This is a genomic window from Sulfitobacter sp. HI0129, from assembly GCF_001635395.1.
Lineage (GTDB): Bacteria > Pseudomonadota > Alphaproteobacteria > Rhodobacterales > Rhodobacteraceae > Sulfitobacter.
Genome location: NZ_LWGH01001105.1, coordinates 1 through 5,315, shown reverse-complemented (window position 1 = coordinate 5,315; position 5,315 = coordinate 1). Strand labels below are relative to the sequence as shown.

General features: G+C 60.7%; 4 protein-coding genes and 3 pseudogenes. 4 read left to right on the top strand and 3 right to left on the bottom strand.

Annotated elements, in window-relative coordinates; translation table 11 throughout:
* Positions 1-6 precede the first annotated feature (6 nt).
* A pseudogene (locus A3764_RS26490) lies at positions 7-63 on the top strand (hypothetical protein); the annotation flags it as partial.
* A 35-nt stretch (positions 64-98) separates the two neighbouring features.
* On the opposite strand, the pseudogene A3764_RS23175 reads toward A3764_RS26490, so the two are convergent.
* Positions 99-1,082 (bottom strand): annotated as a pseudogene (locus A3764_RS23175) (IS256 family transposase); the annotation flags it as partial.
* 36 nt (positions 1,083-1,118) lie between these two features.
* Positions 1,119-1,814, bottom strand: a complete 696-nt coding sequence (locus tag A3764_RS23170; protein ID WP_067921511.1) for an AAA family ATPase — start codon at positions 1,812-1,814, stop codon at positions 1,119-1,121.
* 215 nt (positions 1,815-2,029) lie between these two features.
* On the opposite strand from A3764_RS23170, the gene tnpA reads away from it, so the two are divergent.
* The 3 genes from tnpA (at position 2,030) to tnpC (ending at position 4,409) form a co-directional block, all read left to right on the top strand.
* Entirely contained in the window at positions 2,030-2,404 is a 375-nt protein-coding gene (tnpA, locus tag A3764_RS23165; protein WP_067921509.1) for an IS66-like element accessory protein TnpA, read from the top strand.
* Positions 2,401-2,748: an IS66 family insertion sequence element accessory protein TnpB gene (gene tnpB, locus A3764_RS23160; protein WP_067921507.1), complete on the top strand. Its 348-nt coding sequence runs from the start codon at positions 2,401-2,403 to the stop codon at positions 2,746-2,748. Before tnpA ends, tnpB begins: the two co-directional genes overlap by 4 nt.
* 62 nt (positions 2,749-2,810) lie before the next feature.
* On the top strand, positions 2,811-4,409 hold the full coding sequence (tnpC, locus tag A3764_RS23155) for an IS66 family transposase (protein WP_067921515.1): 1,599 nt from the start codon (positions 2,811-2,813) through the stop codon (positions 4,407-4,409).
* 61 nt (positions 4,410-4,470) lie between these two features.
* Here tnpC and A3764_RS23150 read toward each other — a convergent pair.
* Positions 4,471-5,315 (bottom strand): annotated as a pseudogene (locus A3764_RS23150) (DUF4365 domain-containing protein); the annotation flags it as partial.

Here is a 5,315-nt window from a genome sequence, read left to right as displayed (position 1 = left end):
GCGGTCATCTGCGACGACACCGGCGAAATCGTCGAAGCATGGGGCGATCCATCCCGCGTAGTGCTGCCGCGTTCGTCGGCCAAGATGATACAGGCCCTTGCGTGCGATGGATTCGGGGCTGGCACCATTCTGCGCCAGGCCGGAGCGATGGAGGCGTATTTCCCGGCCCATTTCTCCTCGAAGGCATCGAGCTCAGCTTCGGCCATCTCGGTGCTCGGGGCGCTGTAAATCCGGCGCAAGTCGGCCGCCACGATCTTGCGGTCCTTCCAGGAACAAAAGTTCAGAGAATGGCGCACCAGATGCACGATGCAGGTCTGAACCATGGCCTCCGGGAAGGCGGCGGTGATCGCCTCCGGAAAACCCTTGAGACCGTCCACGACGGTGATCAGGATGTCCTGCAGCCCCCGGTTCTTCAGTTCGTTCATCACCGAGAGCCAGAATTTGGCACCTTCGTTCTCGGCGATCCACAGGCCCAGAACCTCACGGCTCCCATCGTGGGTGACGCCGAGGGCGACGTAGACGGCCTTGTTCTTGACCGTCCGGCTGTCGGCATCCCGGATCTTCACACGTAGCGCGTCGAAAAGCACGATGGGATACATCCGATCCAGCGCGCGGCTCTGCCATTCCCGAACCTCGTCCAGCACCGCGTCGGTGACCCGACTGATCAGGTCGGGCGACACCCTCAGACCGTAGAGGTCGAGCAGATGCGCCTGGATGTCCCGCACCGTCAGACCGGCGGCGTAGAGCCCGATGATCTTGTCATCCATACCGTCGATCCGGGTCTGGCCCTTCTTCACCAGTTCCGGCTCGAAGCTGCTGTCGCGGTCACGGGAGATCGCTACCGGCAATTCCCCGTCCTGCCCCTTCAGCACTTTCGTCGATGTGCCGTTGCGGCGGTTGGGTTGGCTCGGCGGCGCGCTTTCGCCCTCTTCATAGCCAAGATGCGCGGTCAGTTCAGCACCCAGCATCCGTTCCATGAGCTTGATCTTCAGCTCTTTCATCAGCCCGGCATCGCCGAGCAGGTCCTCAGGGCGATCAACGCCCTTAAGCAGTTCGTCCAGGATTTCTTTCGAGATGGTCATGCATGCTTCCTTTTGGTGAAGCATGAACCGGATCAATCATACACAAAAGGTCGGACACTCTCTGAATTCTGTGGGTTCTTCGCGCTCAAATTGCTTCTGGATCAACTTGGCTCCGCGCTCAGTCGTCTTGGATAGGCGATCCGACCATCTCGCAGCCCGCCACAAACGCCCCTTGAGCAAATCAGTGACACGATCCGCCGGATTGCGGGTTGCCGGCACATAAACAAGTTGGATGGTGCCACGATCGACGGCAGCGACCCTTTGGCACTCATCCCAATCGTAAGCATCACCGAGCGTACCGATCCAGCGAATGTCCTCTTCCACTGTCCCGTCGGGCGTTCCATCATCCGTCCAGATTGCCTGCAAGCGTATGCGCGCTTTGAGCGGTTCACCGGGACCGGTTGCCGCCATATGGTTGAAGAAATCCGGCACGGCGTCGGCCGCTGCATCCTCATCAAGACCGTCTAGCTCTGGAAAAGAGAGGATACACTCGATCGACAGCACTGCTCCAGAAACGAGTTCGGTTTGGTCAGGCTTAAGATGAAAATCGCGTGTCTGGATCTGTCTTTCTGCACTTGAGACACCAAAAAGCCGTGCTAACGCCTGGAGCGCCGCCGTTTTTCCGGCTCCATTTCCGCCAACCAATGCCGTAACCCCGTTTTCAAACCTGAGAGTTTCAGTCTCTGCGCCGAAGCATCGAAAATTCTGTATACAAAGTGTGTCAATCTTCATGCGAATTCCCTGGCGTTCTATTTCTTCAAATCGGTTTTCCGCGAATCCTCAACGGCCCAAGATGATCTAAATGTATTTGCGATAGTCGCTACTTACTCTTTGGCCCGCAGGAACATAGTAACCGCCCGATTGAAACCGCCTGCCTGACTGGGGCTCTCTGATCTAAGACACGTGCATAACTGCGTCGTTATCGACGTGTCTTATTTGGAGGGGCCATGCTGGGCGAAGTTCTGGGCGTTGAGCGGCGCCGTCGATGGAGCGATGACGAGAAGCTCGAGATCCTCTCGGAGGTCGGCATGGGCGGTGCGACGGTGACGCAGGTCGCGCAGCGCCACGAACTCACCCGGTCGCAGATCTATGGGTGGCGTCGGGATCTGAAGAAGAAAGGGCTATGGTCGCCGGATCGCGGAACTGTCTTCCTTCCGGTAGACTTCGATGCGACCCCGGAACCTGCCTGCGCCTCCGTATCCGCCCCCTCGCGGCCGGTCCTGATCGAATTGCGGCTGAGAAATGGGCGGTGCCTGAGGTTTGACAGCAGCATGGATGGTGACGCGCTGACCCGGCTGATCCGGGCGGTGGAGGCGGCATGATCGGGCCCGGAACAGGGGTGCGGGTCTATCTGGCCTGCGGCGTCACTGACATGAGGAAGGGCATCGCCGGCCTTTCCGCCATCGCACAGGATGTCCTGCATCAGAAGCCTGCAAGCGGCGCGGTCTTCGCGTTCCGAGGGCGCCGGGGCGATCGCCTGAAGCTGCTCTACTGGGATGGCCAAGGTTTCTGCCTCTACTACAAGGTGCTTGAGCGCGGCCGCTTTCCTTGGCCTGGTGCCGAGGGTGGCGCTGCCCGGCTCACCTCCGCGCAGCTGGCGATGCTCTGGGAAGGCATCGATTGGCGGCGTCCGGATTGGGGCGCGCCGCCGGCCCGCGTCGGGTAGTTTGTCCTGCTCAAGGCCCTTGTTTCATTGGTCATTCCGAATGCCGCATGGTATCTGTCGGCATGTCCGAAGGCGTCGACATTTTCTCCGATGACCCCGCCGTTCTGAAAGCGATGATTGCCGCGCTTCAGGCGGAGAATGCGCGCATGTCGGCCACACTCCAAGCCCATGAACAGCTGGTTCAAGCCCTGCGCCTACGGATCGCCAGGCTTCAGAAACAGGCCTTCGGCAAGTCCTCGGAGAAGATCGAACGGGAGATCGCCCAACTCGAACTGGCGCTGGAAGACCTGCTGGTCGCGGCCGCCGAGCAGCGCAATGAGCCGGTCGACGAAGATGACGGGGAGCCTCTGGCCGCTGATCCCGGGACCGCCGAACTGCGCCCCCGTCGCAGGCCACGGGTGTCCCCCGCCACACTTCGCGAACGTCGCGAGCTCGACCCCGGCGCCTGCTGTCCCGATTGCGGCGGCGACCTCCGCGTGGTCGGCGAGGATGTGAGCGAGTTGCTCGATATGGTCGCGGCGCAGATGAAGGTGATCCAGATCGCGCGGCTAAAGAAATCCTGCCGCCGGTGCGAGAAGATGGTGCAGCCTGCCGCCCCGAGCCGTCCGATCCCCGGCAGCATGGCCGGGCCCGGTCTGCTGGCGCATGTTCTGGTCTCCAAGTTCGATGACCACCTGCCGCTCTATCGCCTGAACGAGATCTACGCCCGCATGGGTGCGGACGTGCCAGACAGCACGCTACTGGACTGGTGTGGCCGGGCCATGAAGGTGCTCGCGCCGATCATCGACCGGATCGAGGCCGAGGTCATGGCCGCGCCGATCCTGCACGCCGACGACACGCCGATCCGCGTCCTGGACCGGTCCCGCCGCGACCGTGGCTTGGGCAAGGGGGTCAAGCAGGGACGGATCTGGGCCTATGTCTCGGACCAGAGACCCTGGGCCGGCACGGCCCCGCCCGGCGTGGTCTACCGCTTCTCACCGGACCGTAAAGGCGAGCACCCCCGGCAGCACCTCCAAGGCAGTGGCGGCATCCTTCAAGCGGATGCCTATGCGGGCTTCGGCCAGCTCTACGAGCGACGCGCGGACGGCAGCAGGCAGTTCCGCGAGGCCGCCTGTTGGGCACACCTGCGGCGCGACTTCCACGACGTCTGGGAGACCACGAAGTCCGAGATCGCGCGGGAGGCACTCGACCGGATTGGGAAGCTTTACGACGTCGAGCGAGTGATCGCTGGCCAGTCCGCCGAAATGCGCAAGGCCGCGCGGCAGCGGCATTCCAAACCCATGGTCGACACCTTCAAGGCGTGGGCCGAAGCCCAGTTGCTTCGTATTCCCGGCAAGGGCAACCTCGCCAAGGCGTTCCGCTACGGGCTGTCCCGCTGGCCGTCCTTCGAGCTGTTCCTCGAGGATGGACGCACCGGCATCGACAACAACCCCGCCGAGCGCGCCATGCGCCCAATCGGCATCGGAAGGAAGAACTGGCTCTTTGCCGGCTCGGACCGCGGCGGAGAAACCCTTGCCCGCGCCATGACACTCATCGAGACCGCGAAGATGAATGGGCTGGACCCGCAGGCTTGGCTCGCCGATCTGCTCGAGCGCATCCACGATCACAAGATCAATCGGCTCGGCGAACTGCTCCCGTGGAACTGGGCGCCCGACGCCTAAACCGCGGTATCAATCGGGCGGTTACGTTCTGGCTCCGGAAAGATCTTTGCTTTGAAGCCGCTCATAGGTCGAAGCTACCTTGTTCATCCGAGCTGGATGGGTTTCTAGATTTTTGCGCTTTCGCACCCCAGACATCCTCGGGAACGCTCTTTGGCAGTTCGATGAAAGGCGGGTCGCCAAACTTGATGACGCGATCTATCTTGATGTCAGGCGCCAGCAATCCGCCGGTATCTTCAAATTCCATACCTGAAAGCAATCGATGCCACATGATAACCTGGCCTCGAACAGTGCTGTTTGTGTCGAGACGTTTCTTCCCGGACAACAATGTGTCCGGGTAGTTGAGAGCTCGTTCTCCATCGGAAGTGAAGTAGTAGGATGGGCTGATGATCAAGTACCATTGATCCGCCAAACGCTCAAACCGTGGATGGAATGAATGGTGCCGCACATAGTCGATGGGCCCCGCCCCTTTCGACTTCTGATAGACACTGACAACGTCGGCCTGCGTCTTCTGTTTGGCACCAAGATAGCGGAACTTGCGCCCGACGCCTCCAGGCGCTGGCAAGAAGTAGAACTGCTTTTTCTTTCCGTCCCACCCGAGCAAATCGCGAAAGTCATGCGCCAAGGTATGCCGTAACAGACCCGCAAATTTATACTGCTGATCCACCGCGTCGTGTTTGGCCAGAAAGTCGGTTTCGATCTTTTCTACCTGATCCCTCTCGACTAGATCGCGCACGGGCGTGGTTAGCGGATCGCAGAATGTCCAAAGCGATGTTTCATCGATCATCCAATCGTATCGCTGACCTTTCCGGACCTTGTTCATCCGGGCGAGGGCTTTCTGCGTGGAGAGCTGGGTCTGCGCGACGAAGATCTCGTCGGGAAGCTGCAAAGGCACCATATTGATAATCG

Coding starts and splice junctions, on each gene's coding strand:
- tnpA (WP_067921509.1), top strand. CDS start 2,030: ATGCTGGGCGAAGTTCTGGGCGTTGAGCGGCGCCGTCGATGGAGCGAT.
- A3764_RS23170 (WP_067921511.1), bottom strand. CDS start 1,814: ATGAAGATTGACACACTTTGTATACAGAATTTTCGATGCTTCGGCGCA.
- tnpB (WP_067921507.1), top strand. CDS start 2,401: ATGATCGGGCCCGGAACAGGGGTGCGGGTCTATCTGGCCTGCGGCGTC.
- tnpC (WP_067921515.1), top strand. CDS start 2,811: ATGTCCGAAGGCGTCGACATTTTCTCCGATGACCCCGCCGTTCTGAAA.